The sequence below is a fragment of the Streptomyces sp. NPDC001231 genome (assembly GCF_042896885.1).
Lineage (GTDB): Bacteria > Actinomycetota > Actinomycetes > Streptomycetales > Streptomycetaceae > Streptomyces.
This window is the reverse complement of record NZ_JBIAXS010000003.1, coordinates 115,216-141,759: the sequence shown is the minus strand read 5'-3', so window position 1 is coordinate 141,759 and position 26,544 is coordinate 115,216. Positions and strand designations below refer to the sequence as shown.

Sequence of the window (26,544 nt, the reverse complement as noted above, 5' to 3'; positions counted from 1 at the left end):
ATGGCCCCTGGCAGGTCCCACGTGCCAGGGCCTTCCATGGAATCGGCGGCACCTCTCCGCGCCGGCGCAGGGAGGAGGCGAGGGCGATGTCCGCTCCAGCACCAGCGAAGAACAACGACCGGGCCGTACCGAGCACCGGCTCCGAAGCCGGCGGCACCTGGGTGCGCGCCCGCGTCGGCGACGAGATCGTCGTACGCGGAACCGCAGCCGGGGTCATCGCCCGAGACGGCGAGATCGTCGGTCTCCGCCATCCGGACGGCAGCCCGCCCTACGAGGTGCGCTGGGCCGACAGCGGACGGGTGACCCTGTACTTCCCCGGCCCTGATGCGTACATCAGGCATGCGGCGACCGGAGGCGACCATGTCCCGGCCCGGTGACCGCCGCCCGATCGTGGTGGGCGTCGATCCTGATCCGGCCCACCGGACGGCAGTGGCCTGGGCCGCCGACGAGGCCGCCCGTCGGCGGCTGCCGTTGCGCCCGGTCCACGTCGAGGGCGTGCCCACCAGGGGCTACCGGAAGCCGGACGTCCCGCCGTCGTGGGAGGAATGGAACGAGGCGCTGCACAAGGCCGGGAAGAAGGTGCTCGAGGAGGTCACGGACTTCGTCGTGGCCCGGCACCCGCAGCTCGAGGTGGACGCCCTGCTCGCGGAGGGCGACCCGGTGTGGGTGCTGCGCGAGCAGAGCCGCGACGCCACCGCCGTCGTGCTGGGATCACAGCACCTGAGCCGGAGGCAGGAGGTGTTCGGCTCCGCGTCGGTCGCCCTCCCGGTGATGGCCCATACGCACTGTCCCCTGGTGGTCGTCCCCGAGCCGGAACACATCACCCAGGACCCCGCGTACTACGTCGTCGGCGTCGACGGCAGCGAACACTCAGCCGCCGCGGTCGACATGGCGTTCGAGGAGGCGGCCTTGCGCGGCGCCGAGCTGCGAGCCGTTTTCGCCTGGGAGCAGGGGCCACTGAGGATCTTCGACAAGTACGAGCCGCAGCAGGAGTGCCGCCGGCTGCTCTCCGAGATCGTGGCGGGCCGCCACGCCCGCTTCCCCGAGGTGGACCTGCGCCACGAGGTGGTCGTCGGGCATCCCGTCCAGGTGCTCACGGATGCCTCGGCGCATGCACTGGGCCTGGTCGTGGGGACCCGAGGCCGGGGAGGCTTCACCGGCATGCTGCTGGGCTCGGTCAGCCAAGGCGTGCTGCACCACGCCGGCTGCCCTGTCATCGCCGTCCCGGCACACGGGTGAGCGGCCGGGCCGTCAGGAAGGGAAGCCACCGTGACCGCAGAACCTCCCGACGTGAACACCGTCGAGGCACTCGTCGCGGACGCCGCCGCGGCGCCCTCGCTGCACAACGCGCAGCCCTGGGCCTTCCGTTATCTGCGGGACACCGGCGTCCTGCGTCTGTACGCCGACCCGGAGCGCGCACTCCCGCGAACAGACCCCGTGAACCGCGGCCTGCGCATGGGGTGCGGCGCCGCGCTCCTCAACCTGCGTGTGGCCGCCGCCGCGGCGGGGCTGGCGCCGGTCGTCCGGTTGCTGCCCGACCCGACCCACCAGGACTTCCTCGCCGAGGTGGATCTGTGCGGCACCGGACCACCCGACGGGGCGCTCGCCCTCCTGGGCCCTGCGATCGGCCGCCGTCACTCCAGCCGCCTTCCCTTCCGTGACGAAGCACTCCCGGCCGCCGTGCGGGAGAGGCTGTACGAAGCGGCCCGCGCCGAGGGGGCCCAGCTGTCGTTCCCCGGTGCCTGGCATGTGCAGGCGATCCTGGAGTTGGTGCGGGATGCCGAGGGCAGGGAAGCACTCACCCCGGAAGTACGCGGGGAGACGGAGCGCTGGACGCACACGGAGCCGTCAGGGACGGCCGAGGGCATTCCCGGTGAGGCGTTCGGTCCTCGCCAACGCGGTAGCTCGGCCCCAGTGCGTGACTTCGCCGCCGGCCGTCCGATGCCCGGGCGAGGCTGGGCTGCCTTCGAGAAGAACCCGAACATCGCCCTTCTCGGTACGGCCCACGATAAGCCTGTGGACTGGCTCCGTGCCGGTCAGGCACTGGAGCGAGTCCTGCTCCGGGCCACCACGGACGGGCTGGTCGCCTCGATCACTTCCCAGCCCCTGGAGTGGCCGGAGATCCGGTGGGCCGTCCGCGATCCTGTCTCGGCCATGGCCCACGTCCAGATGGTGATCCGGCTCGGCTACGGCCCCGAAGGCCACGCGAGCCCACGGCGGCCGGTGGCCGATCTGCTCGACGTCCTCTGACGGACCCACCGCAGCGTGAGGAGCAGTCGCATGAAGGTTTCCGAGCTGATGACCGCTCCGGCGGTGTGCGTAGCGCCGCACGTCTCCCTGGTCGAGGTGTCCCGACGGATGGCCGAGTACGCCGTCGGCTCCGTCCTCGTGGTCGAGGACGGAACACTGCGCGGCATAGTCACCGACCGCGACCTGGCCGTACGGGGCATGGGCGGCGGCCTGGGCACGGAGGCCCGCGCGGAGGCGGTCATGTCACCACGCGTCGCCACGATCGAAGCGGCCGACGACCTCCAGTTGGCCTACCGGTCCTTCCGTCGCACGGGCGTCCGCCGGCTTCCGGTGCTGGACGCAGGGCGGGTGGTCGGCGTGCTGACCATCGACGACCTGTTCCTCGAGGTCTTCCGGCGCCTCGCCGACCTGCTGGGTCCGGTCGCCTGGAGCGTCCTGCAGGAGCCGCCCGGGCCTCCCTCGGATACCACGTCCCCGCATGAGCCCTGACGGGAAGTGTCATGGTCCCCACCGCGATTCATGGGGCCACCACAGCGTGCGGCCGAGGGGAGGTAATCTCACCGGCTCCCTTCGCGAGTGCCGGATTTCCCGCCGACACGGAAGGAGACCTCGCCGCCGGTCTGACACGCCCGAGGGTGTTGATCGCCGGTCGAGGTCAACAGGACCAATGGACCCCACGGGCTTGCCCGCATGGCTCTGTCGGCACGCCGACGTGGCCGGAATGCTGCGGTTGCAGGCCTCGAAGGGCGGCAGGCCTCATGCGCCGTCCGCAGCGCCGAAGGAGGTCGGTCGTGGATGCCGACGCCGCAGTGAACGTCTCCCCGGCCCTCGCGTCCGACGGGCGTGTCATGGGCAAGGACGGTATGGCCGCGCTCGTGGACGTGCTGGTCCGGCGAGGATTCACCGTGATCGGCCCCACTGTGCGGAACGGTGCGATCGTGCTGGCCGAACTGCGGTCGGCCGACGAGCTGCCGTACGGCTGGGGCGTGGAGTTGGAGGCCGGGCGGTATCGGCTGCGGGAGCGGCCGGACGGCGCTGCCTTCGCGAACGCGGCGGGTCCCCAGTCGTGGAAGCCGTTCCTGCATCCGTCGCGGGTGCGGGAGTGGAGCGCCGATCGGGTCGAGGGCGAGCTGGTCCTCACGGCCGAGCAGGCCGCACCGCCTCGATACGCCTTCCTGGGGGTGCGCCCCTGCGATCTTCGGGCCATCGCCATCCAGGACCGGGTGCTGACCGGTGGGACGTACCGCGACCCCGTCTACGAGGGGCGGCGCTCCGGGGCGCTGCTGATCGTGGTCGAGTGCACGGAGCCCGGCGCCACCTGCTTCTGCGTCTCGATGGGCACCGGGCCCGCTGCCGGTCCCGGCTACGACCTGGTCATGACCGAAGTGGTCGACGAGGGCGGGCACCGCTTCTGGATCCGCGGCGGCAGCCAGGAAGGCGAGGAGATCCTGGCCGAACTGCCCGCGCGTCGGGCCGACCCGGAAACCCGGGAAACGGCGCGCGCAGACGTCACGGCCGCCGCGACCCGCATGGGACGGAGCATGCCCGAAGCCGACCTGCGGGAGCTGATGGCCGGCACGCTCGACGCGCCCCGCTGGGACGACGTCGCCGGGCGGTGCCTGACCTGCGGCAACTGCACCATGGTCTGCCCCACCTGCTTCTGCACCACCACCGAGGACGTCACGGACCTCACCGGCGACCACGCGGAACGGTGGCGACTGTGGGACTCCTGCTTCGACCTGGACTTCTCCCATCTGAACGGCGGCCCGGTCCGCGCCTCGGCGCGCAGCCGCTACCGGCAGTGGATGACCCACAAACTCGGCACCTGGTACGACCAGTTCGGCTCGTCCGGCTGCGTGGGCTGCGGACGGTGCATCGTGTGGTGCCCGGTCGGCATCGACATCACCGAGGAAGCCGCCGCTCTGCACGACTGGACACAGTCCGGCGTACCACCATCGGGGCCGGAGGAGCGATGACCACCATGCTGCCCCCGCTGCCGTACCGGGTCGCCGACATCCGGGCCGAGACCGGCGACACCCGGTCGATCGAGTTGATACCGGCCGGAGGAGCACTCGCGCCCTTCTCCCCCGGGCAGTTCGCGATGATCTACGCCTTCGGGGTCGGCGAGGTGCCCATCTCGGCCAGTGCCCTGCGTGGCCGTCATGGGGGGCTCGTGCACACCGTGCGTGCGGTCGGCGCGGTCTCGACCGCCCTGTACCGGCTGCGCCCGGGGGAAAGCGTCGGACTCAGCGGGCCATACGGCAACGGCTGGGACCTCGAAGCGGCAGCCGGCCACGATGTGCTGGTGATCGCCGGCGGCATCGGGCTGGCTCCGCTGCGGCCGGTCGTACACGAGGTCCTGGACCGGCCGGACGTCTACGGCCGGCTCGCGGTCCTGGTGGGCGCCCGCACCCCTGCCGATCTGGTCTACCGGGAAGAGATCGAGAGCTGGCGCGCCCGGGCCCGGGCGGAGGTGACCGTCGACCGCCCCGGGCCCGGCTGGCACGGTGCGGTGGGAGTGGTCACCACGCTCCTCGACCGCCTCGACCTGCGCCCCGAACGGACCTGCGCGCTCGTGTGCGGGCCCGAGGTGATGATGCGGCACACCGCACGCGCCCTCTTGGTCCGGGGCCTGTCCCCACAGCGCGTCCAGGTGTCCTTGGAACGCAATATGCGCTGCGCCACCGGCCATTGCGGCCACTGCCAGCTCGGCCCGCTCCTGCTGTGCCGCGACGGTCCGGTCGTCGGCTACGACCGCGTGGCACACCTGCTCCTCGTAAGGGAGTTGTGACATGGTCACCGAGCTCGGATCGGCCACCGATCCACGGCCGGCGCTCGCCGTGTGGAAGTTCGCCTCCTGCGACGGCTGCCAACTGACCCTGCTCGACTGCGAGGACGAACTCCTCGGCCTCACCGAGCGCGTACGGATCGACCACTTCGTGGAGATGACCCCGGTCGAGGGCGCCGGCGGGGAGCGCGCGCGGCCGGACGGCCGGGGGCCGTACGACCTCTCCCTGGTCGAAGGATCGATCACCACCGCCGAGGACGCCGAGCGGATCCAGCACATACGCCGCGCCTCCCGGTACCTGGTGACCATCGGAGCCTGCGCCACCGCGGGCGGCATCCAGGCGCTGCGCGACTTCGCCGACGTCGACGAGTTCCTCGCCGCGGTCTACGCCCATCCGGAGTACATCGCCACGCTGGAGACCTCGACACCGATCTCGGCCCATGTTCCGGTCGACTTCGAACTGCGCGGCTGCCCCATCGACCGCCGCCAGCTCCTCGAAGTCGTCACCGCCTTCCTGGCCGGACGCAAGCCCCAGATCCCGAGCCACAGTGTCTGCTTCGAGTGCAAGAGGCGCGGGACCACCTGCATCACCGTGGCCCACGGCACCCCCTGTCTGGGCCCGGTCACGCAGGCCGGGTGCGGAGCCCTCTGCCCCGCCTACGGACGCGGGTGCTACGGCTGCTTCGGACCCACGAGCCGACCCAACCTGCGCTCCATGGTCGCGCAGCTGCGCCACGACGGGATGAGCGAGCAGGACATCCAGCGTGTCTTCCGCACCTTCAACGCCACGTCACCGGAATATTCCCCCGTACCCGACCTCGCGGTCGAGGGGCGGCACAGCCCTCGCGCCGGGAGAGAAACCCGCCCGGAAAGGCCAGCATGAACCCTCGCGGAACCCGCGTCCTGCGACTTGACGCGCTGGCCCGGGTGGAAGGCGAAGCGGCCCTCCACCTTCGCATCCAGGAGGGCACCGTCACGGAGACGCGGCTGCGCATCTACGAACCGCCACGCTTCTTCGAGGCCTTTCTGACCGGCCGGGGCCACACCGAACCCCCCGACATCACCGCTCGCATCTGCGGCATCTGCCCGGTCGCCTACCAGATGAGCGCCTGCCAGGCGATCGAGAACGCCTGCGGTGTCACAGTGGACGGCCCCTTGGCGGAACTGCGCCGCCTCCTGTACTGCGGCGAGTGGATCGAGAGCCACACCCTGCACATCTACCTGCTGCACGCCCCGGACTTCCTCGGACGAGCCGACGTCGTGGAGCTGGCCCGCGACCAGCGAGCCGCCGTCGAGCGCGGCCTGAGGATCAAGCAGACCGGCAACGCGATCCTCGAACAGCTCGGCGGCCGCCCCATCCATCCCGTCAACGTCCGGGTCGGCGGCTTCTACCGCACGCCGGCACCGGACGAACTCCGCCCACTGGCGGCACGGCTGCTACAGGCCCGGGAAGACGCGCTGGAGACCGTCCGCTGGGTCGCGGCGTTCGACTTTCCCGACGCCGTGTGCGACCACGACCTCTTCGCACTGCGTGATCCCGGTAGGTACGCCATCGACTCCGGAACGCCGGTGGCCATGGCCGCGCTTGGCCACGGCCGGGCGCTGCGCGAGTTCCCCCTGGCCGGCTTCGAACAGCACGTCCAGGAAGGGCAGGTACCGCATTCCACCGCTCTGACCGCCACTTTGGACGGCCGCCGCTATCTGACCGGCCCGCTGGCCCGCTACGCGATCAACGGCCGGTGGCTGTACCCCGTGGCCGCCGAGGCGGCCCGGGACGCCGGCCTGGGCGACCCGCTGACCGGCGCCATCTGCGACAACCCCTTCCGGAGCATCGTCGTACGCGCCGTCGAGGTGGTCCAGGCCGTCGAGGAGGCCCTGCGGATCATCGGCGGATACGAACGACCTCCCCGGTCGGCCGTCGAGGTCCCGCCCCGCCAGGGCGTCGGCGCCGGGGCCACCGAGGCGCCCCGGGGCCTGCTGTACCACCGCTACGCCCTCGCGGAGGACGGCACGCTCACCGAGGCCCGCATCGTCCCGCCCACGGCACAGAACCAGACCGCCATCGAGGAGGACGTGCGCCGGGCCGTCCAGGCGCGCCTGGACACGGCCGGGCCCGTCGCCGGCGACGAGGAGCTCACCCACCTGTGCGAACGGACCATTCGCAATCACGATCCCTGCATCTCGTGCGCCGCCCACTTCCTCGACGTGACCGTGGAACGCCCATGAGCGGCCGGGTCGTGGTGATCGGCGTGGGCAACTCGCTTCGCGGTGACGACGGAGTCGGCCCGGCAGCGGTGGAGGCGTTGCGGGGCCGCGTTCCCGACGGCACCGTCCTGGCCGTCAGCGACGGCGAACCCGCGCGCATGCTCGACCTGTGGCACGACGCGGACACGGTGGTCGTGCTGGAAGCCCTCCGAGCCGGGTCGGCCCGGCCGGGGAAATTGCGCACTCTGACGGCGGCGGAAGCGACCGGCCGCACAGCAGGTACGGCGAGCACGCATGCGCTCGGCCTCGGAGAGTGCCTCGCGCTGGCCGAGGCCCTCGGTCAACTGCCGCCGACGCTCGTGGTGCACGCCGTGGAAGTCGCCGACACCGAACTCGGCACGGGCCTGAGCGAAGCGGTGCGATCAGCGCTCCCCGAGCTGATCGACCGCGCCGCCGCCTCCGTACGACAGGCCTACGAACAGAACCGGGGGGCCTGAGGGGCCAGTCACGTCCCACGAGGGCGCAGACCTGCGCGGTTTCCCGCACTTCGGTATGCGGCAGCCTCGGCTCCACTGGCCGGTTCCACAGCGGGCAAGGCGGAGCGGACCCGTGGTTGGGCATTGTCGTAGGCGGAGCAGTACGTGAGACACGCGGTGTACTGCGCCAGGGGGCGGCGGAGCGGTGGCCCCTAGGGGTCGTTCCTCGGGCGACACAGGGCACTGACGGTCCGCTGCACGGCGGAGGTCGCCATCCCGCTGGCTGCGGAGGAGCGGCCGGTGCGCCGCTACCTCGCCGGTCGCGACTGCCGGGTGCCGGGAGAGCGGGAGACACAGAGCCCGACGGCACGCCACCCACCCACTCATTTCCGCAGGTCAACGGACCCTTCCCCGTGGTTTCAGCGGCGTCGGCGGTAGCTCGGGGGCCGGCAGCGGAGCGCCGTCGTAGCCCTTCACCTCACCGAATCGGGTGCCCTCCATCCAGTCCCGGCGGGCCTGCGTGATCTCCTCCTGGGAGCGGGCGATCCAGTTCCAGAACCATTGCATCGGTCAACGTTTCCGCAGGTCAGATCAGCGACGGCCAACTCCGACGCGCCTGCCTGGCCCGTGCCCTCGTCCTGCGCCCCCGCTGGCTGATCTGCGACGAGTTGACCGCGATGCTCGACGTCTCCACGACGGCCGCCCTGGTCGCGGTCGTCGAGGACTACCGCGCCACCTCAGGCGCGGGTCCCCTCGCCGTCGGCCACGACCGCGCCCTGCTCCACCGCTGGTGCGACCACGCCGTCCACTGGGACACGCCGACGGGCGCCGGTCCACGCGCACTCATTGGAGACACACATGACGAGCTCGCCGGCCGCTCCGCCGCCCACGGCATCGGTCCCACCACCGGCCTGCTGGAGGCGGTGGGAGTCGACGTAGGCGACGGCCGTGCCCGGCTGCTCGCCTCGGTCCGCTCGCCTCGCGCGGTAGCCTTCCTCCGGCCTGGTCAGGGCTGGGCGCAGGCCACCCTCTCTTCTTCCGACCACTGGGCGTCGTCGTTTTCCATCTGCTCCATCCGGCTTGCGTGCCGGCCCGCGGCTGCCCTTTGAGGCCTGGACGCTCCGGACGACCTCCGAATGGTCCGGAGCTTCCGTCACTGATGCGCTCACAGGGACGGCGCCGGCGTCCGTCAGGCCGCTGCGCCCACTAATTCGGCTCTCTCGGCATCGTGCAGGGATCGCATCAGCGAGGAGCGAGCCCGAGCCACGCGTGAACGGACCGTACCGATCGGGCAGTCGCTGAGCTCGGCCGCTTCGGCATAGGGCAGGCCGAGGAGTTGCGTGAGGACGAACGCCTGTCGGCGCTCGTCGGGCAATGTATCCAGCAGTTCGGTAAGGGCGATGCCGTCGTCGAAGCTCGGTAGGCCACGCGGCTGGGCAGACTCGGCGGCGGTCTGCCAGTCGTCTGTGTCGGACAAGCGGGGCCGCGCCGAGTGGTACCGGTAGCTGTCGATCACCGTGCGGCGGGCGATGGACAGCAGCCAGGTGCGGGCGGAGGAACGGCCCTCGAAGCGGTGCAGGCTGCCGAGAGCCCGCAGGAAGGTGTCCTGGGCCAGGTCGTCGGCGGCCTGGGGGTCGCCGCACAGGTAGATGACGTAGTTGCGGACGTCTCTGTGCAGGGCGCGGACGAAGTTCTCGACGGCCTCGGGGTCACCGCCGCGGGCGGCGAGCGCCCAGGCCGTTATCGACTCGTCGGCAGCCGTCTTCTGGTCATGCGCCCTTGTTCTGGACGGCGTCTTGTCGCATGCGGCGGGCAGGGCAGGACTGATCACCTGATGTCCTTCTCGGGAATCCGGAAATCCGGCATCCGGATCGGGCCGGCGCTGGGCACGGCGGATCCGGTGTTGAGGTGGGAGTGTGGCGGGCGTACGCGCGCATGGCTGCGTACGCCCGTTGCCCAGGCCGTCCGGGCGTGGCGCAGACGGACGGCCCGGGAAACCGGCTGTCTCAGACGACAGCGGTCCCCGCGGGCGGGCCCCGAGAAGTGATCGCGTGAGCAAGGAGCAGCCTGCGCGGCGTACGGGCCGAGCGGCTGCGGCGGGCGCGGATGTTCGGGCGGTGTGGTGGTGTGGGCAGGGTGAGGGGCAGCCGCAGGGGTGCGGCCAGCCATCCGGCCAAGGCCCGCAGAATGCGGAAGGCTGCGCGTTCGCCGTACGCGAGCCACAGGCCGCACAGCAGCGCGGCCAGCAGGTGGGCGGCGAGCATCCCCGTGGTGGACATCCCGCTCATGACGTGACCTGTTCCCGTCATGGAATACGGGGCGCTCAGCGACTCCGTGGAGGAGCCCGCCTGAGTCATGTGGTCCATCGCGTGGCCCATATGAGCCATCGAGACCATGTAGTCCATGAAGGGAGTGCCGTCACCCATACCGTCCATGGCCATGGTGTCCATGGGCATCGGGGGCATGGATGGTGTCGACAGTTCCTGCGCGTACGAGAACCACACATGCAGGGCCGCCTGGACGGTCACCGCGACGGAGAGGACGAGGAGGAGTCCGCGCTCCCGGCCGGCCAGGCACCACGCCGTACCGCTGGTCACCACCGCCGCGGCGGCAAGGGCCCACCAGGGCACCGCGGTGTCCGACATCAGGACGTGCCCCAAGGTGGCGAGCAGCACGCAGACGGCCGCGAACACCGCGGCCCGTAACGTGCGCGAACACCACCCGACCGTCATGGCGGCTCATCCTCGCATTCCTGCTCGGCCGTTACGGAGGGGTACGAGAACTCCCCCTGCCCCACGCTCAACACTCTCCCCGTAATACACATCACAGTAAACGGCGGGAACTCGAGAAGAGTTGGGTCCGACTGCTGTCCCGGGAGGTGCGTCTGTGACGACGGAACAGGCGGGTCGTGCCGGACAGGGTGGGACCCGGCGGGCGGCCGGGGTGGCGGGTGCACGGGGACCGGGTGCCCTGACCACGCTGCTGACGTGTGCCATGGCCTTTTCGATGATGCAACTGTTCTTGCTGGGAGCGCTCGGCCCGCGGCTCGTGGCCGAGTTGGACATCTCACCGACCGCACTGGGGCTGACGACCACCGTGGGGTTCAGTACGGCGGCCGTGCTCTCCCCGGTCGGAGGGCGTGTGGTGGACCGGGTGGGACCGCGGCGTTGTCTGGTGGCCCTGCTGGCGGTGGCGGCGGTGGCGCTGGCGCTGATCGGGTCGGCTCCGGGTGCCGGGTTCCTGCTGGCGGCCGTCGCGCTCGGCGGGCTGCCGCAGGCGCTGGCCAACCCCGCCACGAACAAGGCGATTCTCGCCGCGGTACCGCCCGTACAGCGCGGCTCGGTGACCGGGATGAAGCAGTCGGGGGTGCAGCTCGGGGCGTTCGCGGCCGGACTGCCGCTCGCGGCGCTGGCCGGATTCACCGGATGGCGGGGTGCCGTGTGGACGGCGGCGGGCGCCGCGGTGGTGGCGGCGGTATGGGCGGCGCGGGCGTTGCCCCCTGATCCGCCGGCGAAGTCCACGCCGGCGGTCTGGGTGCCGCGCGGCGTGATCGCGTGGCTGTTGGTGTTCTCACTGCTGCTCGGCTGCGGCATCGCCTCGGTGAACACCTACCTGTCGTTGTACGGCACCGAACGCCTCGGCCTCGGTCCGACTGCGGCGGGTGCGCTGGTCGCCGTGCTGGGTGTGGCCGGGATCGCGGGTCGGGTGGGCTGGTCGAAGGTCGCGGGGCGGCCGGACCGGGCGCCCTGGCTGCCGGGTTCTCTGGCCGTGGGCGCGGTGGCGGCGGCCCTGCTGCTGGCCGGTTCGTCGTCGTTCCGTCCGCTGGCGTGGGTGGCGGCCGTCGCGGTGGGCGTCTTCGCCGTGGCGGCGAACGCGGTGTCGATGGTCCTGGTGATGCAGCGAGCCGCGCCCGGCCGGGCGGGCCAGGACTCGGCGCTGGTCTCGGCGGGCTTCTTCGCCGGATTCGCGGTCGGGCCGCCGCTGTTCGGGGTGCTGGCGGAGGCCGGGCGGTACGGGGGCGGGTGGCTGCTCGTGGCCGCCGAGTTCGCGGGAGCCGGGACGGTGGCGCTGCTGTGGGCCGTGAGGGAGCGTCGGGTGCGCGTAGGTCATGAGGGCACGCATGGGTGAGAGCACCCCGCCGGATGACCGGCAGGCGCCCCCCGGCCCGCGCACCGCGCCCGACTGGGCCGCCCCGGCTCTCGCCTCCATCCTGGCCCGGGTCGCCGCCACCCGTGCCCGAGTCGGCGACCGGTACCCCCTGTACGCGGACCCGGACACCGGCACGTGGCGGACGACCGCGCGCGGCTCCTGGACAGGTGGTTTCTGGGCGGGGCTGCTGTGGCTGCGCGCCCGGTACACCGGCGACAGCACCGACCACGCGGCCGCGCGGGCCTGCACGGCCCGCCTGGCCGACTGGACCGAGGTGGACACCGCCACCCGCGGACTCGTCTTCTGGTACGGCACCGCCCTCGCTGACGACGACCTGGGTCTGAGGGACCAGGCCGCCCGGGCCTGCCTGGACACCTTCGCCCCGGAACTGGGTCTCGTGCCGTGGGGTTCGGCATTCGGCGGGCCGCGGCTGATGGCCCGCGTGGACGGCGTGCCCGGCATGGTGCCGTTGTTGGCGACGGCGGACGCGGAGGCAGCTCACTCGCATCTGCGGCGTCATGTCGACCTGTGCCTCGGTGCGCGACCGTCCCGCTGGTCATGGCGGCACGACCCCGGTGTGGGCTGGACCGCGTGCGCCGATCCGCCCTCGGGCTGGAGTCGGGGGCCGGCGTGGCTGCTGCTCGCGCTCGCCGAGGCCACCCACCTGACAGGCGGCGACGAATTCTCCGACCGCGTCGACACGTTGCTGACCGAACACCTTGTACCGCCCGCCGACTCCGCTCACCCCGAGGGCCCCCGCGACACCTCTGCCGCCGCCATCACCGCGCTGGCACTGCTCGGCCTCGGCCACCGGGACCGTGCCGTCGCCATGCTCGAGGCACTGGTCGACAGCCATCTGACCGCCGACGGCCGCCTCCTGGACGGCTGTTACGACCTGGCGGCCAAAACAGCCGTGCGGCATGAGCTGATCTGGGGCGACTTCTTCCTGGCGTACTCCCTCGCCGTGCTCACCGGCCTCACGCCCGTGGGCCCCGTGGCCGGCCCCCAGTAGTGCTGCGAACGGATCCGTCACAGCACTGGGCGGGATCCGTCCGCAGCACCCGCCGCGCCACCGACGTGATGTGCAGTTCGTCCGGGCCGTCGAGGATGCGGGCCGCGCGGCCGGTTCGGAAGAGGGCGGGGAGCGCGGTGTCCGGGCCGAGGCCCGCCGCGCCGTGGACCTGGATGGCCGCGTCGGCCACCAGGTGCAGCGTGCGCGCTGCGGCGACCTTGGCCAGGCCTACCTCCACGTGGGCATCGCCACCCGCGTCCAGCCGGGAAACGGCCTCGTGGACCAGAGGCCGTGTCGTGCGCAGGGCGAGCAAGGACTCGAAGACGTGGCGTTGGACGAGTTGCAGGTCGCCGAGCGGGCCACGGGAGCGGGTGCGGGTGACGGCTCGTTCCCGCATGAGCTCGAAGGCACGGCCGGCCTGGCCGAGCCAGCGCAGGCTGCGCAGGGTGCGGCCGAGTTGGAGCCGTTCGGCGGCTACGGCGAGAGCCTTGCCGCGTTCGCCGATCAGGTGGTCACCGTCCACTGCGACGCCGTCGAGTTCGATCTCCGCCTGTCCGGTCGCGCCGAGTACAGGCAGCTCGCGCACCACCCGGAAGCCGGGGGAAGCAGCGGGGACCAACAGAAGGGTCAGGCCGTCCCGGTCAGGGGCCCGGCCGTCCGTGCGGGCGAGGACCGTGACGAGGTCGGCGTCTGCGGCCCCGCTGACGAACCATTTGCGTCCGGTCACCCGCCAGCCGCCGCCCTCACTTCCGTCGGTGCGGGTGGTGGTGAGGAAGGGGTCGGTGCCGGGGACGTCCGGCTCGGTCATCGCGTAGCAGGCCCTCAGGTCCCCGGCAACCAGCGGAGAGAGATAGCGCTCACGGACGCCTCGGCTGCCGTGCCGCCACAACATGAGCGCGTCCAGCAGCGAGGCCGATCCAAGTGCCGCCGGACCATGGTCGCTTGCACCCTCGGCCTCCGCGACATGGGCATACGACCGCAACGGCAGCCCTTGGCCGCCCAGTTCCGTCGGGAGAGGCAGCGCCCACAGGCCCTCGGCCTTGGCCTCCTTGCGCAGCCGGCGCAACGCGGCCGCCGCGGCCGGGCCGCCGCCGTCCAGCACCGGCTCGCAGGGCACGACCCGCGTGCGAACGAAGTCCGCCACTCGATCCCTCAACTCCACTACATCCGGCGGACATTGCGGGTCGCCGAGCGTCACATCCAGCACGTCTCCCCCAACCCCTTCGGGAACTCTGGCCCCTGCCGGGCCGACCACCTCTTCGTGGAACTGGTCGGGGGCGGCCGCTCCCAGGTTCCCGCGCGTCAGGAAAGGAGAGGCATGACATCACCAGCCACACCGGCCACCGCGCACTCGACGGCCCGGCCGCTCGACGGGCTGAGCCTGGACGCCTCGGGTCCGCCGGGACCGGCGGACGGACTCGTCGCGGAGCACCTGCGGCTGCTCGGCGCGGAGGGGGACGGACACACTGGCGGCCGGATCAGGCTCTCCGGACCTGGGTTCAGCGGGATCACCGCCCACACGAGGTGGGGCGACGAAGTCGTCGACGAGGCAACCGTGCAGGCGGCCACGGGCATCATGGCCGTACACGGCCGGCGCGACGGCACCCCGCGCGGCCTGGCCGTCGACTACGCCGCCACCGCCACCGGCGTCCTCGCCGTGCAGGCCCTGCTGGCCGGGCTCCTCGCCCAGGCTCGCGGCGGACAGGTCACGGGTGCGGAGGTCACCGCCGAACGGGCCGGGCTGCTCGCCGTCTCGCAGTACCTGGCCGCGGCAGGCGCGGAGGAGGGTGAGGCCGCTGAAGTCGCTCCGGGCGGGCCGCCGTTCACCTCAGCCGACGGGGTTGTCTTCGAACTGGAAACGCTCGACCCGGGCGCGTGGGCCGCCTTCTGGCGTGCGCTGGACGCTCCGGGGGACGCGATACGACGCGGCTGGCGGCCCTTCCAGTTCCGGTACGCCACGGCCTGCGCGCCCTTTCCTCAGTCGCTGCACGACTCCGCCCGGGCCGCCGCCTGGGAGCTGATCCAGGAGGCGGCTTGTTCCTCCGGTGCCGAGGTGTGCCCGCTGCGTTCGCTCGCCGAGCGGGCCGCCGAGTACGACGGGGCTCCGCCGTGGGAACTGTCCCCGCAGGACGCGTCGTACTCCGGCCGGTCACGGGGACAGGCCGACGCTCCTCTGGCCGGCCTGACGGTCCTGGAGGCCGGCCGCCGTATCCAGGCACCGCTCACCGCGCATCTGCTGGGCCTGCTCGGCGCGGAGGTGGTGCGGATCGAGCCGCCCGGCGGGGACCCGCTGCGCGGCATGCCCCCCGCCTGCTCGGGGGTCTCAGCACGCTGGCTCGCGCTCAACCGTGGCAAGAAGGCCGTCGAAGTCGACATCAAGTCCCCGGCGGACCGCAAGCGGCTGCGCGCGATGGCGGCGGAGGCCGATGTCTTCCTGCACAACTGGGCGCCGGGCAAGGCTGCCGAGCTCGGCCTGGACAACGAGCACCTGTCCGCGGCCAATCCCACGCTCGTCTACGCCTACACCAGCGGCTGGGCCGGCCGGCTGCCCGGCGCCCCGATGGGCACCGACTTCATGGTGCAGGCCCGAACCGGTGTCAGTGAGGCCGCGCGACCGGCCGACGAGCCGCCCGCGCCGTCCCTGATGACCCTGCTCGACGTGCTCGGCGGGCTCATCGGTGCCGAGGCCGTCCTCGCTGGGCTGCTGCTGCGGCAGCGCACGGGAGCCGGTGTGCGGGTGGACTCGTCCCTGCTGGGGGCCGCCGACGTACTCACCTCAGCCGCCCGGGCGCGCGCAGCGCAGGGTCTCGACCCGCGTCGCCCGGCGGGGTTCCGCCGGCCCCTGCCCACAACCGACGGCTGGATCGCCCTCCCGGACCGCCCCGCGATCCCCTGCGACGTCCACGACCTGCCCACGGCGCGGGCGCTGGAACGGCTGCGCGGGTGCGGTCTGCCTGCCGTCCCGGTCGTCACCGACCTCGCCGACCTGCTCTCCTCCGGCTCGATCAGCCTCGACGCACACGGCGCCCCCGCCGTTTCCGCCCCCTGGAGGTTCGCATGACCGTCGCCCTGCACGACTTGCTGCCCGCCGAACTGCGCCGTACCTGGGCCGTGGACGGAACCTGCCCCGACCTGGACCTCTACAGCCTCTACCGCGCCCACCAGATCTCCGATCCGCACCGCACGGCCATCCTCGACGCCAAGGGCAAACTCTGTTACACCGCGCTGGATCGCAAGGCCCGATGTCTCGCCGCCGGACTCACCGGCCTCGGCATACGTTCCGGCGACGTCGTCGGCGTCCAACTACCCAACGGACGCAACGCAGTGATCGTCGACTTGGCGCTGGCAGCCCTGGGCGCGGTCGCGCTGCCCTTCCCCGTCGGGCGCGGCGGGCGCGAGGCGGCCTCACTGCTGCGCAGATCGGAGGCGGTCGCGGTGATCGCGACGGCCGAGCACCGGGGCAACCACCACGCGGCCGACCTCCTGGCAGTGGCCGATGAACTGCCCGCGCTGCGGACAGTGATCGCCGCGGGAGCGGCCCCCGAAGGGACCACCGCACTCTCGAAGTTGCTGCGCACCGACCCCAAGACCCTGGTCCCGGCCCGCCCCGACCCCGACTCCGCCGCCCGCATCCTGGTGTCATCCGGCTCCGAGGCCGAGCCGAAGATGGTGGCCTACTCGCACAACGCGCTGGCCGGTGGGCGCGGCAACTTCCTCGGCTCCCTCATCCCGGACGGCCGCCCGCCGCGCTGCTTGTTCCTCGTGCCGCTGGCCTCCGCTTTCGGCAGCAACGGCACCGCCGTCACCCTCGCCCGGCATGGCGGAACCCTTGTCCTGCTCGACCAGTTCACCCCCGAGGCGGCGCTGGAGGCGCTCGCCGAGCACGAGCCGACCCATGTCCTGGGCGTGCCGACCATGATCCGGATGATGCTGGACCGCATGGCGGAAGGCGGCCACCGGGAGTTCACCCCGCCCACGGCCGTGATCGTCGGAGGGTCACCGCTGGACCAGGCCACGGCGGCGGAGGCACGCAAGGCCTTCGGCTGCCCGGTCGTGAACCTCTACGGCTCGGCGGACGGCGTCAACTGCCACACCGGACTGGTGGACGACTCCTCCGACGGCGAGGGGAGGCCCGGCATCGCTGCGGGGCACCCCGATCCCCGGGTCGCCGACATACGGATCGCCGTCCCCGACGCTCAGGAGCTGGAGGAGGTGTCCCGGGGCACGGTCGGCGAGATCGTCGCCCGCGGTCCGATGACCCCACTGTGCTACGTCGCCGCGCCCGACCTCGACTCCCGCTACCGCACGGCGGAGGGCTGGGTGCGCACCGGGGACCTGGGGCTCATCGACGAGGACGGGACGCTGAGGGTCGTCGGGCGGCTGAAGGACGTGGTGATCCGGGGCGGGGCCAACATCAGCCCCGCGGAAGTGGAGCTCGAACTCGCCAGGCATCCCGGCGTGCGGGACGTGGTGTGCGTAGGGGTACGCGACCCGTTGTTGGGTGAGCGGCTCGCGGCCTGCGTCGTGCCCCGGGAGGGCGCGAGGATCACGCTGGAAGACCTGTGCGCCCACCTCGACACCCGTGGTCTGGAGCGACGCAAGCACCCCGAACGGCTGCTGCTGGTGCTGGGCGAGTTGCCGCTGACGCCGGCGGGCAAGCCGGACCGCGCGGCGCTACGGGAACAGTGCACGGCTCAGGCCGAGGAGCAGCGGTCTCTGACACCGGCCGGCTGACCCCCGGTGAGCGGGAGGGCCGCCCGGTGACATCCCGGGCGGCCCTCCGCGTGTCCGCCACCCCTGCGGCTCAGGATGAGGCCATCGCCTTCTCCACCGCCGTCGCCGCGTTCTTGTACACGGCCAGCAGATCCAGGTCCTCGGCCGGGTAGTTGACGATCTCCACCTGGCGGGCACCGGAGTCGGGGAGCACCGAGCCGGTCGTCATATGGACGTTGTCCAGGACCAGTTGCGGCCTCTTCTTCGAGAGGTCGGACAGCTGCTTGGCCGTCACCGCCTCAGGGCCGTACGCACCGACCAGGTTCGCGCCCGCCATCTTCGCCGACCACGTCGAGAACACCTGGGCGACGGCGGTCGGCGCCTTGCCCTCCGGCCAGGCGGCCTTGAGGTCCTTCTGCAACGTGGCGTACTCGGTGTCGAAGGACGTGATCCACTTGGCGGCAGCCTCTTCTGTGCCGAACATCTTGCCCAGACGCGTCACCTCGGCCTTGGCCTTGTCGGCGTCGTTGTCGAGGTTGACCTCGACCAGCTTGGCGTTCGATCCGGCCGCCTCCTTGAACTTCGCGGCGTAGGGCTCGAAGGGCGCGTACAGCACGAAGTCGGCGCCCGCCACGGCCGCCAGGTCGGACGGCTTCGGGTCGTAGTCCGGCGCGTGCTGCACCGACTCCGGCACGATGACCTTGACGTCCTTCGCCCCCGCCGCCTTGGCGAAGGCGCCCTCCCAGCTCGTGGTGGCGACGACGACCGGGGCGTCCTCGCTCTTGCCCCCGGGCTTCGCCTCGGACGAGGAGGACGAGGAGGACGAGGAGGACGAGGAGGACGACGCGGTGTTCTCGCTGCCGCAGCCGGTGACCGTGAGCGCGGTGCCGAGGGTCAGTGCGAGGACGGAAGTGATGTGGACGCGGGTGCGCGCCATGAGCTGATTCTCCGTTCGGGGACGAGATGCACGGCGAGGACGACCACGCCGGCGGTGAGGACGAGGACGGGTCCGGGTGGCCAGTCGAAGCGGAGCGCGATGAGGAACCCGGTCAGGTTCACGACGACACCGGTGCCGACCGCCCAGAGGATGATGGAGGACAGGGAGCGGCCCAACCGCCGTGCGGCCAGCGCCGGCAGAAGGGTGAGCGCGTCGACGAGCAGTGCGCCGGTGAGCTTGATGGCCCCGGCGACCGACACCGCGACCAGGACCAGCAGCAGGAGGGTGAGTCGCTCGACGCGCACGCCCGAGGACAGGGCGAGTTCACGGTCGTACAGAAGAAGGGCGATGTCCCTCCTGCGCCACCAGAACAGGCCCGGCACGGCCACGGCCAGTGCGGCCAGCAGCCAGAGGTCGGCGGTGCCGACGGAGAGGATGGACCCCCACAGCAGCGCGAAGGCTCCCGCCGCGTTGACGCCCGAGACGGCGAGTAAGAGCAGCGCGGCCGCGATCGCCAGGCTCATCAGCAGGCCCATCGCGCCGGACAACCCGTCCGGGGTGCGGGCCAGCGGCGCGACCCCGGCCCCGGCGAGCGCGCACGCCACCAGCGCGCACAGCATCGGATCGAGTCCGGTCAGCAGACCGACCGCGATACCCAGCAGCGCCACATGCATCATCGCGAACCGCACCGGCATGATGTCGAGACCCACGATGACAACCCCGATCACGGGCAGCCCGAGTGCCGCCACCAACAGGGCGACGCCCGCCCGTTGGACGGGCACGAGCTGCAGCAGCTGGCCGACGTCGGCCGCGGCCAGCGTGCTCACCGGACCTCCCGCAACCTGCCCGCGGCCATCTCCAGCACCCGGTCGCACCGGTCGGCGAGGGCTCGGTCGTGTGTGACGACCACGACGGTCACCGGCAGGGACAGCAGGACATCGGCCGCCTCCTCCTGGCCGGAAAAGTCGAGCGCGGCGGTGGGCTCGTCGGCGAGCAGCACCCCTGCGCCCGCGGCGACGCAACCCACCGCCCGTGCCAGGTACATGCGCTGGAGCTGGCCTCCGGACAGCGTGTGCAGCGGCCGGTCGGCGAGATGCCCGACGCCGAGCTTGTCCGCCGCCTCGACCGCTTCGGCGGCAGATGCGCTGCTCGCCAGCAGTTCCCGGCCCAGCAGCGGAAACCGGCCGGCCGCCGGCTTCTGCGGGATCCACGCGCACATCCGGCGCCGCCACGCCCACTCGGCCGCACTCCCGGTGTCCCGCCCACCGACCAGGATCCGGCCGGAGAACTGCCGGTGCAGGCCGAGAACGGCACGCAGCAGCGTCGTCTTGCCCGACCCGTTGGTGCCGGTCAGCGCCACCCGCTGCCCCGCCGCTACGTCGAGGCACACCTCGCGTACCGCCTCGAGCCGGCCGTGCCGGCACACGACGCCGGACATCCGGACGTCCAACCCCTCCATGCCACCTCCCTGCTTCGTCACCAGAGCAGTCGGGTGGAGAGGCCGGTGAGTTCCCCGGGGATCTGCCAGGGTTCGCCCTCGTGGCGCGAGCACGCTCACCGTCGGGCCCGCCTGCCCGTACAAGGCGGGTGGGTGGGGCCGGGCCACACGCCTGGACGGTCCCGATCGATCACACCCCGTCCTGGCCGGGGCGGACCACCACGGCGAGGGTCTCGACGCGTCCCGCGTGTTCGAAGTGCAGGGTGAAGGGCACCAGATCGCCGGCCTGCCACCGGCGGGTGACCGGCACGGTGACGTCACCGGTGTGCGGTGACATGTCCAGCGTGCCGCCGGCCGGAACCGGCAGGCTGTCCGTTGCCTCACGGTAGCCGGATGCCCCCTTGCTCATCCGGTGGCGGCTGAGGGAGATCTCTCCCGCGACAGCGGGCGACGTCACCTGCACCAACCGGTCCGGTGCGTCGCCCGTGTTGGTGACCTTGAAGAACGCGGCGGTCTCGGGCACGTCCCCGAATGGCAGGTAGAGCCGTGCGTGGGTGACCCCGATGCGCGGTGGGCTGCCCGCGTTTCCGGAGGCGGCCCATGCCGACAGGCCGCCCAGCGCGAGGACGCAGGCGCACACGGGGGCGATCGCCGCGAGCAGGGCGTCGGTCAGGCGACGGCGGGTGGGGATCCAGGGGTGGGCTGTCATCGGCGGGCACTCCCGGTCGGCGTCGAGCAGCGGGGACAGGTGTGGGGCCGTCCCCCGGCGGAGGAAGGCGTCACGGCATGCTCCGAGGGACCGGCCGCCGCTTGCGCCCGGACGCGCGCGAAGGCTGCCAGGCGCGCAGCCGCAGGCTGTTGCCGACCACGAGCAGGGAACTGGCGGACATCGCCACGGCCGCGAGCATCGGGTTGAGGAGACCGACCATGGCGAGCGGCACGGTGACCACGTTGTAGCCGAACGCCCATACGAGGTTGGTTCGGATGGTGCCGAGCGCTGATCGGGCGAGCCGTACCGCGTCCGCCAGGGCCTCGATGTCGCCGCGGACCAGCGTCACGTCCGCGGCGCCGATCGTCACGTCCGTGCCGCTCCCCATGGCGAGGCCCAGATCCGCGCCGGCCAGAGCGGCGGCGTCGTTGACACCGTCGCCGACAACGGCGACCCGGTAGCCCTCGGCCTGCAACTCGCGGACGAGGGCGGCCTTGTCCTCGGGCGTGCACCGGGCGTGCACGTCGTCGATGCCCAGATCCGCCGCGACGGCCCGGGCGGAGACCTCGCGATCACCGCTGGCGAGGACGGGGCGCACGCCCAGCCGTCGCAGCCGGTCCACGGCCCGGTAGCTTCCCGGTCGCAGGACGTCCCCGATCTCGATCAGGGCTTCCGTCCTCCCGTCCACCCGGACCATGACCACCGTGTGCGCGGCGGCCTCGGCGGCCGGCAGTGCGCCCGCGAGGTCCTGCGGCAGCTCGTCGTCCGGAACCAGGACTTCGACCTGGTGCTCCTCGACCCGGCCGCGTACGCCACGCCCCGGCAGGGCGACGAAGTCACGCACACCGGGCAGGCGCTGCCCGATCAGGATCCGCCCGGCGTATGCCGTGACGGCCCGGCCGATGGGATGCTCGGAGCCCTGCTCGACGGCGCCCGCCAGCCGCAGCACCACCTCCGTGCCGAGTCCGTCGGGCACGGCGGTGACCTTGGCGACGCTCATGTGGCCGGACGTGAGCGTGCCGGTCTTGTCCAGCACCACGGCATCGATGTGCTGCAACCCCTCCAGAGCCTCGGCGCCCTTGACGAGGACACCCAGCTCAGCACCCCGGCCCGTCGCGGCCATCAGCGCGGTCGGGGTGGCCAGGCCGAGTGCGCACGGGCAGGCGACGACGAGCACGGCCACGCAGGCGGTGATCGCGGCCTGCGGCTCCGCGCCGGCCCCCAGCCAGAACCCCAGCGTGGTGGCGGCCAGGGCCAGCACCACCGGGACGAATACTCCGGCGACCGTGTCAGCGAGGCGCTGCGCCCGTGCCTTGCCGGCCTGGGCGTCGGTCACCAGTCGTGTGATGCGGGCCAGTTGGGTGTCGGCGCCGACCGCGGTGGCCCGTACGAGCAGCAGCCCGCCCACGTTGACGGCTCCGCCGACCACCGAGTCGCCCGGACCGGCCTCGACCGGCTCGCTCTCCCCGGTGACCAGCGCGAGATCGACGGCGGAGTTGCCCTCGACCACCGTGCCGTCGGTCGCGACGCGTTCCCCGGGCCGGACCACGAAGACCTGCCCGACCCGTAGTGCCTCCAGAGGAACGAGCCTTTCCCCATCGCCATGGCGTACGGACACCTCCTTGACCGTAATACGGGCCAGTGAACGCAGCGCGGCTCCCGTACCCCGGCGGGCCCGCGCCTCCAGGAAACGGCCCGCGAGCACGAACAGGGGCACCCCGACAGCCGCTTCCAGGTAGAGATGCGCGACGCCGTGGGAGGCTGAGGGCAGGAGGCTGAACGGCATCCGCATACCGGGGGCGCCCGCGCCACCGAGGAAGAGCGCGTACGCCGACCAGGAGAACGAGGCCGCCACGCCGAGCGACACCAGCGTGTCCATGGTCGCCGCCGCGTGACGCAGCCCGCGCACCGCGCGCAGATGGAAGGGCCAGGCCCCCCACACGGCGACCGGTGCGGAGAGGACGAGGCACAGCCACTGCCAGTTGCGGAACTGCAGACCGGGGGCCATCGACAGGACGAGCACGGGAACCGCGAGCAGGGCCGTGACGATCAGCCTGTCCCGTTCCTGCCGCAGTTCCGCGGGCTCGTCCTCAGCCTGCTCCTCACGCCGCGCTCGGGGCGGCTCGGGCGACGTGGCCGTGTATCCGGCCTGTTCGACGGCGGCGATCAGCTGCTCCGGGCCGACCTGCGGCGGATGACTGACCCGGGCACGGCCGGTGGCCAGGTTGACGGTGGCGGTGACGCCGTCCAGCTTGCCGAGCTTCTTCTCGACCCGCTTCACACAGGCCGCGCAGGTCATTCCGCCGACAGTGAGATCGGTGACGACCTCCAGGGATGCCGGTTCGGCAGCCATCAGCCCCCGCTTCCGTGGTTCATGTGCATGCCGCCCATGTCACCCATGTCACCGTCGTCGTGGCCGCCCGTGCCGTCCGGGGTCGTACGCGTTCCGTGCATGCCGGGGGCCACGGGCCCGACGGACGCTCCCACGGCGTAGGAGGCGGTGAACATGAGTACCAGCAGCAGGAGGAACCCCCACAGGGCGGGCGGCGGCAGCGCCTTCCGCAACGCTTCGACCGCAGCGCCGAGTGTGGGGTGCGGAATCTGGTTCATCACCTAGTCTCCAGGTCACGTCGTACGGCAACAGTCCTTTCGAGCCGTACCGCTTCAGGTGTCGGAGGCATCGGCGTTCCAGTTCCGGGGCGTTGCTGTGACATGGGTCATGGATGGATGGCGCTGTTGCCCATGCAGTGGGGGTGGCAATGGGCCGTGACCGACATCCACGGACTGAAACCGGCCACTGTTCCGTTACGGTGCGCCAAAGGGCACCCAGCCGTACAAGAGACGGCGCGGCCTGTCGAACGCGTGCCGCCCCAGCACCCCGAGGTGGCTCAGAGTGGCCCCACCGCGGTGATAGCCACCCACGATGTCGGCCTCGCCCTACGCTGGGCCGACGACGCGGCAGCCGCACCGATCGATGCGGTATCGCGATGGACGAGAGCCCCGACTTCACGGAGCCGTCGCGCGGGCCCATCGGCGCTCACCAGCCAACAACCACGGCACTCAAAGCACTCAAAACTTGTTGGCTCTCCACAACAGGACGCGGCCCGCGCCAGGTTCGCACCCCGGCAGGCGGCGCAACCGTCCGTCAGGTCAGCACTCGTCCGGCCGGCAACCGATCCCGCAAAGACCGGCGCGCGCGAGAGAGCTACGGAAAGAGCGTTCCAAACGCATCTGGCGAGGTGTCAGCAAAGTCGGCATCAGGTCAGCAAAAGCACTGCCACAGCTGCTCATAGACAGCCACACCACGGAACCGCCCGCCACCCCCACTCAGGTCCGCGACCCGCTCAGCCGTCCTCCCGCGAGCGATCGAAGAGTGGGAGGCAGTACCCGACCGCCTCCCACCCGCCAGCCGCCGACACTCAGACGTTTCCGCAGGTCAGCGCACCCTTCCCCGAGGTTTCAAAGGGACCGCCGGGAGCTCCGGAGCCGGCAGCGGAGCGCCGTCGTAGCCCTTCACCTCGCCGAATCGGGTGCCCTCCATCCAGTCCCGGCGGGCCTGGGTGATCTCCTCCTGGGAGCGGGCGATCCAGTTCCAGAACATGATCAGTTCCTCCTCGAACGGCTCGCCGCCCAGGAGCATCAGGCCCGCGTCCGACTCGGCGCGCAGGGGGAGTTCGGTGCGGCCGCAGCCCAGGTAGAGCATCGAGCCGGGCAGGACGGGTACGCCGTCGACGTGGGTCTCGCCGGACATGGAGAGCACGGCGTACTCGAAGTCCGGGTCCAGCGGGAGGCGTACGTCGGCGCCGCGGGTCAGGGCCAGGTCGGCGCCCGTGATCGGGGTGTACGTCGTGCCCGGCGAGGTCGCGCCGTCGAGGTCGCCCAGGATCAGGGTGGCCTCGAGGCCGGGGGCGGTGACCGTCGGCAGTTCGGCGTGGTGCTCGAAGCGCGGGTCGGTGTGGCGGTGGGTGTCCGGGAGGGCGACCCACAGTTGCGCGCCGTGCAGGAAGCGGGCGTGCGACCTGGGGCTCTCCTCTGAGTGGCTGATGGCCCGGCCGGAGGTCATCAGGCCCAGCTCGCCGGGGCGGATCATCTGGAGGCTGCCCGTCGAGTCGCGGTGCAGCACCTCGCCCTCGTGCAGCCAGCTCACCGTCTGGAGGCCCATGTGCGGGTGCGGCGGGACCCGCATGCCGGGCTCGTCGGCGATGTCGTCGGGGCCGTAGTGATCGACGAAGCACCAGGCGCCCACCATGCGGCGGCCCAGGTTCGGCAGCAACCGCCTCACCTCGGTGGACTCGCCGAGCTTGACGCGGCGGGGGCTGAGGAGTTCCCGTACGGGCTCCGCCACCACGAAGCCACGGCCGCCGCACACCGCGGGGACCGACTCGCGATCGAGATTGCTCATGGCGCCCAACCTAGTCCCATGGGGACGCTGACAGCCTCCGCTCGCCGTCGTTCGCGGGCCTTCGCGGGTCTTCGCGGGCCTTCGCGGCCGGCCACGGCAGCGTAGTGGAATATTCAACCAATCGTGCCCGTTGTTGCGGCCGGTGGCTCCGAACGAGGCACCGGAGGAGGTCACTGGTGGACACGACGTACTACGAGCACGGAACCCTGGCGGAGCGCTGGGAGCGGGCGCAGATGTTCTTCGACGCCCGGGACTACGCCGCCGCGGCCCGCGTGCTGAACGGGCTGGTCGAGGAGGTGCCGGAGCAGACCGGCCCCCGGCTGCTGCTGGCGCGTGCCTACTACCACTCGGCCCAACTGCGCCGGGCCGAGGCCGAGTTGCGCGTCATCGTCGAGCGTGACCCGGTGGAGCACTACGCCCGGCTGATGCTGGGCCGCACCCTCCAGCGGCAGGGCCGCCAGGACGAGGCCGAGACGCACTTGCGCGTCGCCTCCGCCCTCGCGGGCGACTTCGGGGACCGGAGCGAATAGCCGGTCAGAGCGGCGCCCCCGGGTGGAGGAGCAGGAACAGGGTGACCGCGGAGTTCGCCGAGGACATCGCGGACACCAGAGCACCGGCGGCGGCGCCCCACACGGCGGCGCCGACCGCCGTGAAGGCCGATGGCCGGTGCCGGCCCGCCGGTGCCGGCGCCAGCAGGGCGGCGACCCGGCGCGGCACCGGGCCGCCGGCGGCCGCCGCGGCGAGGGTGGGCGCGGGCGCGGCGGACGACAGCAGGGCCGCCTTGCCGATCGCCCGCGCGACCACGCGCCGGTCGCCGACCGCGCGGGCCGCGTCCTCGTCGGCCCAGCGCTCGGCGGTGTAGACGACGGCGGAGCGCAGCGGCCGCAGGAAGGGGTTGGCGCAGGCCGCGAGGTGGACGGTGAGCAGGTGACGGTGGTGGCGGGCCGCCAGGTGGGCGCGTTCGTGCGCGAACAGGGCCCGCCGTTCATCCGGGGCGAGGCCGTCCAGAAGTGCCGTGGTGACGACGATCCGGTCGTGACTGCCGGGCAGGGCGTAGGCGTACGGCGTGGTGTCGGGCAGGACCACGACGGGTGCGCCGCGCAGCCCGGTCAGGGCCCGCCGGGCGCGGCGGGCCACCCGCCGGTGGCACCACAGGGTGCGCCCGCAGGCCACCGCGACCAGTCCCAGGGCGGGGATCGCCGCACGGCTCGCGCCCCGGTCGCGCGAGACGGCCGCCCTGAACTCGGGATCGGCCCACTCGTCCGGAACCGGGCTGCCGGTCAGCTGGGCGCTGCCGACGACCGTGAGCAGGGCGAGGCACAGTGTGCTGGATCCGCCCAGGACGGCGGCCACCCGGGTCAGCAGCCGGGTGGCCGTGCGCGGGTGCAGGCGCGGTGCGGCCAGCCGTGCGACGGGCCAGGCGGACAGCGGCAGCACCAGCGGCAGTAAGACGTAGAGCCCCATG

General features: G+C 72.2%; 25 protein-coding genes and 2 pseudogenes. 15 read left to right on the top strand and 12 right to left on the bottom strand.

What is annotated here, in order from left to right:
• Positions 1-86: 86 nt before the first annotated feature.
• The 9 genes from ACFY3J_RS05155 to ACFY3J_RS05115 all read left to right on the top strand — a co-directional run bounded on the left by ACFY3J_RS05155 (position 87) and on the right by ACFY3J_RS05115 (position 7,740).
• Positions 87-377 carry a DUF1918 domain-containing protein gene (locus tag ACFY3J_RS05155; RefSeq protein WP_384176846.1) on the top strand — a complete coding sequence of 97 codons (291 nt, stop codon included), beginning with the start codon at positions 87-89 and terminating at the stop codon, positions 375-377.
• On the top strand, positions 361-1,239 hold the full coding sequence (locus ACFY3J_RS05150) for a universal stress protein (RefSeq protein ID WP_384176844.1): 879 nt from the start codon (positions 361-363) through the stop codon (positions 1,237-1,239). The genes ACFY3J_RS05155 and ACFY3J_RS05150 overlap by 17 nt, the downstream gene beginning before the upstream one ends.
• Before the next feature lie 30 nt (positions 1,240-1,269).
• Positions 1,270-2,250, top strand: a complete 981-nt coding sequence (locus tag ACFY3J_RS05145) for an Acg family FMN-binding oxidoreductase (protein WP_390840319.1) — start codon at positions 1,270-1,272, stop codon at positions 2,248-2,250.
• 30 nt (positions 2,251-2,280) lie between these two features.
• A complete protein-coding gene (locus ACFY3J_RS05140) occupies positions 2,281-2,739 on the top strand; it encodes a CBS domain-containing protein (RefSeq protein WP_384176840.1) in 459 nt (152 codons plus the stop codon).
• A 359-nt stretch (positions 2,740-3,098) separates the two neighbouring features.
• Positions 3,099-4,226, top strand: a complete 1,128-nt coding sequence (locus ACFY3J_RS05135; RefSeq protein ID WP_390840396.1) for a 4Fe-4S dicluster domain-containing protein — start codon at positions 3,099-3,101, stop codon at positions 4,224-4,226.
• Complete coding sequence (locus ACFY3J_RS05130; RefSeq protein ID WP_384176838.1) at positions 4,223-5,041, top strand: FAD/NAD(P)-binding protein; 819 nt, start codon at positions 4,223-4,225, stop codon at positions 5,039-5,041. Before ACFY3J_RS05135 ends, ACFY3J_RS05130 begins: the two co-directional genes overlap by 4 nt.
• 1 nt (position 5,042) lies before the next feature.
• Complete coding sequence (locus tag ACFY3J_RS05125; RefSeq protein WP_384176836.1) at positions 5,043-5,921, top strand: oxidoreductase; 879 nt, start codon at positions 5,043-5,045, stop codon at positions 5,919-5,921.
• The gene (locus ACFY3J_RS05120) at positions 5,918-7,264 is read left to right on the top strand and encodes a Ni/Fe hydrogenase subunit alpha (RefSeq protein ID WP_384176834.1); all 1,347 of its coding nucleotides are present in this window, start codon (positions 5,918-5,920) and stop codon (positions 7,262-7,264) included. Before ACFY3J_RS05125 ends, ACFY3J_RS05120 begins: the two co-directional genes overlap by 4 nt.
• Entirely contained in the window at positions 7,261-7,740 is a 480-nt protein-coding gene (locus ACFY3J_RS05115) for a hydrogenase maturation protease (protein WP_384176832.1), read from the top strand. Before ACFY3J_RS05120 ends, ACFY3J_RS05115 begins: the two co-directional genes overlap by 4 nt.
• A 375-nt stretch (positions 7,741-8,115) precedes the next feature.
• On the opposite strand, the pseudogene ACFY3J_RS05110 reads toward ACFY3J_RS05115, so the two are convergent.
• Positions 8,116-8,277 (bottom strand): annotated as a pseudogene (locus ACFY3J_RS05110) (pirin family protein); the annotation flags it as partial.
• A 29-nt stretch (positions 8,278-8,306) separates the two neighbouring features.
• On the opposite strand from ACFY3J_RS05110, the pseudogene ACFY3J_RS05105 reads away from it, so the two are divergent.
• Positions 8,307-8,534 (top strand): annotated as a pseudogene (locus tag ACFY3J_RS05105) (ABC transporter ATP-binding protein); the annotation flags it as partial.
• A 374-nt stretch (positions 8,535-8,908) separates the two neighbouring features.
• Here ACFY3J_RS05105 and ACFY3J_RS05100 read toward each other — a convergent pair.
• Complete coding sequence (locus tag ACFY3J_RS05100; protein WP_390840317.1) at positions 8,909-9,550, bottom strand: sigma-70 family RNA polymerase sigma factor; 642 nt, start codon at positions 9,548-9,550, stop codon at positions 8,909-8,911.
• Positions 9,551-9,725: 175 nt separating this feature from the next.
• Positions 9,726-10,451, bottom strand: coding sequence for a hypothetical protein (locus tag ACFY3J_RS05095; protein WP_384176828.1), 726 nt, complete (start codon positions 10,449-10,451; stop codon positions 9,726-9,728).
• A 262-nt stretch (positions 10,452-10,713) separates the two neighbouring features.
• On the opposite strand from ACFY3J_RS05095, the gene ACFY3J_RS05090 reads away from it, so the two are divergent.
• Positions 10,714-11,847, top strand: a complete 1,134-nt coding sequence (locus ACFY3J_RS05090; protein WP_390840314.1) for an MFS transporter — start codon at positions 10,714-10,716, stop codon at positions 11,845-11,847.
• Positions 11,840-12,880, top strand: a complete 1,041-nt coding sequence (locus ACFY3J_RS05085) for a sugar ABC transporter permease (protein WP_390840312.1) — start codon at positions 11,840-11,842, stop codon at positions 12,878-12,880. The genes ACFY3J_RS05090 and ACFY3J_RS05085 overlap by 8 nt, the downstream gene beginning before the upstream one ends.
• Here ACFY3J_RS05085 and ACFY3J_RS05080 read toward each other — a convergent pair.
• Positions 12,846-14,087 carry an acyl-CoA dehydrogenase family protein gene (locus ACFY3J_RS05080; RefSeq protein WP_384176822.1) on the bottom strand — a complete coding sequence of 414 codons (1,242 nt, stop codon included), beginning with the start codon at positions 14,085-14,087 and terminating at the stop codon, positions 12,846-12,848. The genes ACFY3J_RS05085 and ACFY3J_RS05080 overlap by 35 nt on opposite strands.
• A gap of 111 nt (positions 14,088-14,198) precedes the next feature.
• Here ACFY3J_RS05080 and ACFY3J_RS05075 point away from each other — a divergent pair, with 111 nt between their 5' ends.
• Positions 14,199-15,941 carry a CoA transferase gene (locus ACFY3J_RS05075; protein WP_384176820.1) on the top strand — a complete coding sequence of 581 codons (1,743 nt, stop codon included), beginning with the start codon at positions 14,199-14,201 and terminating at the stop codon, positions 15,939-15,941.
• Positions 15,938-17,614, top strand: a complete 1,677-nt coding sequence (locus tag ACFY3J_RS05070) for a class I adenylate-forming enzyme family protein (protein WP_384176818.1) — start codon at positions 15,938-15,940, stop codon at positions 17,612-17,614. Before ACFY3J_RS05075 ends, ACFY3J_RS05070 begins: the two co-directional genes overlap by 4 nt.
• A 70-nt stretch (positions 17,615-17,684) precedes the next feature.
• On the opposite strand, the gene ACFY3J_RS05065 is transcribed toward ACFY3J_RS05070, so the two are convergent.
• From ACFY3J_RS05065 to ACFY3J_RS05035, 7 genes are all read right to left on the bottom strand, one after another.
• Positions 17,685-18,530: a metal ABC transporter solute-binding protein, Zn/Mn family gene (locus ACFY3J_RS05065; protein WP_384176816.1), complete on the bottom strand. Its 846-nt coding sequence runs from the start codon at positions 18,528-18,530 to the stop codon at positions 17,685-17,687.
• Positions 18,488-19,357 (bottom strand): metal ABC transporter permease, encoded by an 870-nt coding sequence (locus ACFY3J_RS05060; RefSeq protein WP_384176814.1) that lies wholly within the window; start codon positions 19,355-19,357, stop codon positions 18,488-18,490. Before ACFY3J_RS05060 ends, ACFY3J_RS05065 begins: the two co-directional genes overlap by 43 nt.
• The gene (locus tag ACFY3J_RS05055; RefSeq protein ID WP_384176812.1) at positions 19,354-19,989 is read right to left on the bottom strand and encodes an ATP-binding cassette domain-containing protein; all 636 of its coding nucleotides are present in this window, start codon (positions 19,987-19,989) and stop codon (positions 19,354-19,356) included. Before ACFY3J_RS05055 ends, ACFY3J_RS05060 begins: the two co-directional genes overlap by 4 nt.
• A 169-nt stretch (positions 19,990-20,158) precedes the next feature.
• Positions 20,159-20,677, bottom strand: a complete 519-nt coding sequence (locus ACFY3J_RS05050) for a copper chaperone PCu(A)C (RefSeq protein WP_390840308.1) — start codon at positions 20,675-20,677, stop codon at positions 20,159-20,161.
• Positions 20,678-20,747: 70 nt separating this feature from the next.
• Complete coding sequence (locus tag ACFY3J_RS05045; RefSeq protein ID WP_390840306.1) at positions 20,748-23,030, bottom strand: heavy metal translocating P-type ATPase; 2,283 nt, start codon at positions 23,028-23,030, stop codon at positions 20,748-20,750.
• The gene (locus ACFY3J_RS05040) at positions 23,030-23,287 is read right to left on the bottom strand and encodes a hypothetical protein (protein ID WP_390840304.1); all 258 of its coding nucleotides are present in this window, start codon (positions 23,285-23,287) and stop codon (positions 23,030-23,032) included. The genes ACFY3J_RS05045 and ACFY3J_RS05040 overlap by 1 nt, the downstream gene beginning before the upstream one ends.
• An 826-nt stretch (positions 23,288-24,113) precedes the next feature.
• A complete protein-coding gene (locus tag ACFY3J_RS05035) occupies positions 24,114-25,079 on the bottom strand; it encodes a pirin family protein (RefSeq protein ID WP_384176805.1) in 966 nt (321 codons plus the stop codon).
• A gap of 176 nt (positions 25,080-25,255) precedes the next feature.
• On the opposite strand from ACFY3J_RS05035, the gene ACFY3J_RS05030 reads away from it, so the two are divergent.
• Positions 25,256-25,609 (top strand): tetratricopeptide repeat protein, encoded by a 354-nt coding sequence (locus ACFY3J_RS05030; RefSeq protein WP_390840301.1) that lies wholly within the window; start codon positions 25,256-25,258, stop codon positions 25,607-25,609.
• 4 nt (positions 25,610-25,613) lie between these two features.
• On the opposite strand, the gene ACFY3J_RS05025 is transcribed toward ACFY3J_RS05030, so the two are convergent.
• Positions 25,614-26,543 carry a M56 family metallopeptidase gene (locus tag ACFY3J_RS05025; protein WP_390840299.1) on the bottom strand — a complete coding sequence of 310 codons (930 nt, stop codon included), beginning with the start codon at positions 26,541-26,543 and terminating at the stop codon, positions 25,614-25,616.
• Position 26,544: the final 1 nt, after the last annotated feature.

What these genes read in the sequence shown, in the direction of transcription:
- ACFY3J_RS05070 (WP_384176818.1), top strand. Translation starts at nt 15,938, where the DNA reads ATGACCGTCGCCCTGCACGACTTGCTGCCCGCCGAACTGCGCCGTACC.
- ACFY3J_RS05115 (WP_384176832.1), top strand. Translation starts at nt 7,261, where the DNA reads ATGAGCGGCCGGGTCGTGGTGATCGGCGTGGGCAACTCGCTTCGCGGT.
- ACFY3J_RS05065 (WP_384176816.1), bottom strand. Translation starts at nt 18,530, where the DNA reads ATGGCGCGCACCCGCGTCCACATCACTTCCGTCCTCGCACTGACCCTC.
- ACFY3J_RS05125 (WP_384176836.1), top strand. Translation starts at nt 5,043, where the DNA reads ATGGTCACCGAGCTCGGATCGGCCACCGATCCACGGCCGGCGCTCGCC.
- ACFY3J_RS05075 (WP_384176820.1), top strand. Translation starts at nt 14,199, where the DNA reads ATGACATCACCAGCCACACCGGCCACCGCGCACTCGACGGCCCGGCCG.
- ACFY3J_RS05055 (WP_384176812.1), bottom strand. Translation starts at nt 19,989, where the DNA reads ATGGAGGGGTTGGACGTCCGGATGTCCGGCGTCGTGTGCCGGCACGGC.
- ACFY3J_RS05130 (WP_384176838.1), top strand. Translation starts at nt 4,223, where the DNA reads ATGACCACCATGCTGCCCCCGCTGCCGTACCGGGTCGCCGACATCCGG.
- ACFY3J_RS05150 (WP_384176844.1), top strand. Translation starts at nt 361, where the DNA reads ATGTCCCGGCCCGGTGACCGCCGCCCGATCGTGGTGGGCGTCGATCCT.
- ACFY3J_RS05155 (WP_384176846.1), top strand. Translation starts at nt 87, where the DNA reads ATGTCCGCTCCAGCACCAGCGAAGAACAACGACCGGGCCGTACCGAGC.
- ACFY3J_RS05090 (WP_390840314.1), top strand. Translation starts at nt 10,714, where the DNA reads ATGGCCTTTTCGATGATGCAACTGTTCTTGCTGGGAGCGCTCGGCCCG.
- ACFY3J_RS05035 (WP_384176805.1), bottom strand. Translation starts at nt 25,079, where the DNA reads ATGAGCAATCTCGATCGCGAGTCGGTCCCCGCGGTGTGCGGCGGCCGT.
- ACFY3J_RS05040 (WP_390840304.1), bottom strand. Translation starts at nt 23,287, where the DNA reads ATGAACCAGATTCCGCACCCCACACTCGGCGCTGCGGTCGAAGCGTTG.
- ACFY3J_RS05135 (WP_390840396.1), top strand. Translation starts at nt 3,099, where the DNA reads ATGGGCAAGGACGGTATGGCCGCGCTCGTGGACGTGCTGGTCCGGCGA.
- ACFY3J_RS05050 (WP_390840308.1), bottom strand. Translation starts at nt 20,677, where the DNA reads ATGACAGCCCACCCCTGGATCCCCACCCGCCGTCGCCTGACCGACGCC.
- ACFY3J_RS05120 (WP_384176834.1), top strand. Translation starts at nt 5,918, where the DNA reads ATGAACCCTCGCGGAACCCGCGTCCTGCGACTTGACGCGCTGGCCCGG.
- ACFY3J_RS05140 (WP_384176840.1), top strand. Translation starts at nt 2,281, where the DNA reads ATGAAGGTTTCCGAGCTGATGACCGCTCCGGCGGTGTGCGTAGCGCCG.
- ACFY3J_RS05025 (WP_390840299.1), bottom strand. Translation starts at nt 26,543, where the DNA reads ATGGGGCTCTACGTCTTACTGCCGCTGGTGCTGCCGCTGTCCGCCTGG.
- ACFY3J_RS05095 (WP_384176828.1), bottom strand. Translation starts at nt 10,451, where the DNA reads ATGACGGTCGGGTGGTGTTCGCGCACGTTACGGGCCGCGGTGTTCGCG.
- ACFY3J_RS05085 (WP_390840312.1), top strand. Translation starts at nt 11,840, where the DNA reads ATGGGTGAGAGCACCCCGCCGGATGACCGGCAGGCGCCCCCCGGCCCG.
- ACFY3J_RS05045 (WP_390840306.1), bottom strand. Translation starts at nt 23,030, where the DNA reads ATGGCTGCCGAACCGGCATCCCTGGAGGTCGTCACCGATCTCACTGTC.